Source organism: Sinomonas sp. G460-2 (genome assembly GCF_047759905.1).
Taxonomy (GTDB): domain Bacteria; phylum Actinomycetota; class Actinomycetes; order Actinomycetales; family Micrococcaceae; genus Sinomonas.
In genome coordinates, this window is sequence record NZ_JBKZWT010000413.1 from 1 (window position 1) to 2,637 (window position 2,637).

Below are 2,637 nucleotides of genomic sequence, written 5' to 3' on the forward strand. Positions count from 1 at the left end.
GCCGCTCGACGTGTGGACGGCCGCGGCGGGCGGCAATCCGAAGACTGCCCTCGCCCTGCTCGCCGGCGACGCCCGCGTGATCGCCACGATCCTGTCCACGGCGGCGCTCCGCGCCGACCTCGACTGGGTGCGCGCCCTTCTCGAAACCCGCACCGACCTGCGCCTCGTCGCGTGCCTCCCCCCTGACGAGCGCGAGCTCGCGATACACCGCGAGCTTCGAAACGGCTCGACGCCCCCGGTCGATCTCGTGCCCCTCCTCCGAAAGCTGCCCACGCCGTGGGGACTGCCCCTAGCCGAGGAGGTGCTCGAGCTCATCGCGACGAAGAAGGGCGGCCTCGTCGCGTCGGCGCTGGCGCCGTCCCTTCCGATGGCCATTCCGCCCGAGGCCACCGAGCACTGCCGGCGCCTCCTCGAGAGGACTGACGACGACGCCGGGCGGCGCCGCGTGCTCAGGGACATCGTTCAGTACCAGTCGTTCCGACGATCGATCACGGAGGCCTTCGCATGACCGACCCCCAGGCAACCTCCCCGGACATCCTCCGCGCCCACGCCGAGGACGCCTACGCCGACGAACTCGAGGCGCTCGCCGCCGTCGACGATCGCCCGCGCCCGCCGAGCTGGCGGCTGTCCCCGTGGGCCGTCACCACCTACGTGCTGGGCGGGACCCTGCCCGACGGCACGCGCGTCACGCCGAAGTACCTCGGGTCCGAGCGGTTGGTGGAGATCGCCGTGGCGACGCTGGCCACCGACCGGGCCCTCCTTCTCCTCGGGGTCCCGGGGACCGCGAAGACGTGGCTGGGCGAACACCTCGCCGCGGCCATCTCCGGCAGCTCGACCCTCGTGGTCCAGGGCACGGCGGGAACCCCGGAGGAGGCCCTGCGCTACGGCTGGAACTATGCGCGGCTCCTCGCCGAAGGGCCATCCCGCGCGGCCCTCGTGGCGGGGCCCGTGATGAGGGCGATGGAGACCGGGAGCCTCGTGCGCGTCGAAGAGCTCACTCGCATCCCGTCGGACGTCCAGGACTCGCTCATCACGATCCTGAGCGAGAAGACGCTGCCGATCCCCGAGCTCAACGCCGAGGTGCAGGCCCGCAAGGGATTTAACGTCATCGCCACGGCGAACAACAGGGACAAGGGGGTCAACGACCTCTCGTCCGCCCTCCGGCGCCGCTTCAACACCGTGGTGCTCCCGCTGCCCGAAAGCCTCGACCAGGAGGTCGAGATCGTCACGACGCGCGTCCGCAGCCTCGGGGCCGCGCTAGAGCTTCCGGCCGATCTCGCGGAGCTCTCCGAGATCAGGCGCGTGGTCACCGTCATGCGGGAACTCCGCGCGGGCATGACGCAAGATCAGCGCACGACGGTCAAATCGCCGTCGGCGACCCTCTCGACCGCCGAGGCGATCTCGGTCATGACCAACGGTCTCTCCCTCGCCGCCCATTTCGGCGACGGGACCGTCCGGGCCGAGGACGTCGCGGCCGGGCTCGTGGGCGCCGTCGTCAAGGATCCGGTCCAGGACCGCGTGATCTGGCAGGAGTACCTGGAGACCGTGGTGCGGAACCGCCCCGAGTGGAAGGACCTGTACAGGGCCTGCCGCGATCTCGAGACGTCGAGCTAGCGAATGGCTGACGTCCAGGTCCTCGGGATTCGGCACCACGGGCCGGGCTCGGCGCGATCCGTCGCCGAGGCGCTCGCGGTCATCAGGCCGCATCTCGTGCTGATCGAGGGGCCGCCCGAGCTCGACGAGGTGGTGCCGCTCGTCGGCGAATCGGGCATGGTTCCGCCCGTGGCGGCCCTGATCTATTCGACCGAGCATCCCCACCTCGCATCGTTCTATCCGCTCGCGAGCTTCTCCCCCGAGTGGGTGGCGCTGCGATGGGCCCTCGCGACCGCGACCCCGGTGCGCATGATCGACCTTCCCGCGGCGCAAAGCCTCGCACTGCGCAAGGCCGCCGGGTCCGAGGACTCACCGCCCTCCCGGGCTTCCGCGGACTCCCCCGAAGAGGACGACGAGGCGCCGGCACCGCGGCCGTACCGTCCGGACGCCATCGCGATGCTCGCGGCGGCGGCCGGCTATAGCGATGCGGAACGCTGGTGGGAGGACGCGGTCGAGCATCGGGACGCGGGCCCGGTCGAACGGTTCGAGGCGATCACCGAGGCCATCGCGGAGATTCGGGCCCTCGACGGCCGGCCCGCCGACGATCCCGACGTCGCCGAGAACTCCCTGCGGGAGGCCGCGATGCGCCGGTTGCTGCGCGCCGCGATGCGCGAGGGGCACGAGCGGATCGCGGTCGTGTGCGGGGCGTACCACGCGCCGGCCCTCGTGCCCGCGGGCTTCCCGCCGGCGTCGGCCGACTCGAAGCAGCTTACGGGCCTGCCGAAGACCAAGGTTTCCGCCACGTGGGTGCCGTGGACCTCGAGCCGGCTGAGCCTCGACAGCGGGTACGGAGCCGGGGTTGCCGCGCCGGGGTGGTACCAGTACCTCTTCACCCATTGGAGCGCCCAGGGCTCTCCTACCGAGATCGCGACCGGCTGGCTCGTCCGCGTGGCCCAGGCCCTGCGCGGCGAGAAGCTCGACGCCTCGACGGCATCCGTCGTCGAGGCCCAGCGGACGGCCGAGGCGCTCGCCGCCGTCCGAGGA

The 2,637-nt window shown here is 71.9% G+C and carries 2 protein-coding genes and 1 pseudogene; all 3 read left to right on the forward strand.

Translation table 11 applies throughout. The features are described 5' to 3' along the window. Nucleotides 1-508 (forward strand): annotated as a pseudogene (locus ACLN58_RS20680) (hypothetical protein); the annotation flags it as partial. Then, the gene (locus ACLN58_RS20685; RefSeq protein ID WP_415857109.1) at nt 505-1,614 is read left to right on the forward strand and encodes an ATP-binding protein; all 1,110 of its coding nucleotides are present in this window, start codon (nt 505-507) and stop codon (nt 1,612-1,614) included. The pseudogene ACLN58_RS20680 and the gene ACLN58_RS20685, both read left to right, overlap by 4 nt. A 3-nt stretch (nt 1,615-1,617) precedes the next feature. Beyond that, the coding region (locus ACLN58_RS20690) for a DUF5682 family protein (protein WP_415857110.1) at nt 1,618-2,637 on the forward strand (1,020 nt) is incomplete at its 3' end.

Excerpts from the sequence above, each read along its gene's own strand:
- ACLN58_RS20685 (WP_415857109.1), top strand. The coding sequence starts at position 505 with ATGACCGACCCCCAGGCAACCTCCCCGGACATCCTCCGCGCCCACGCC.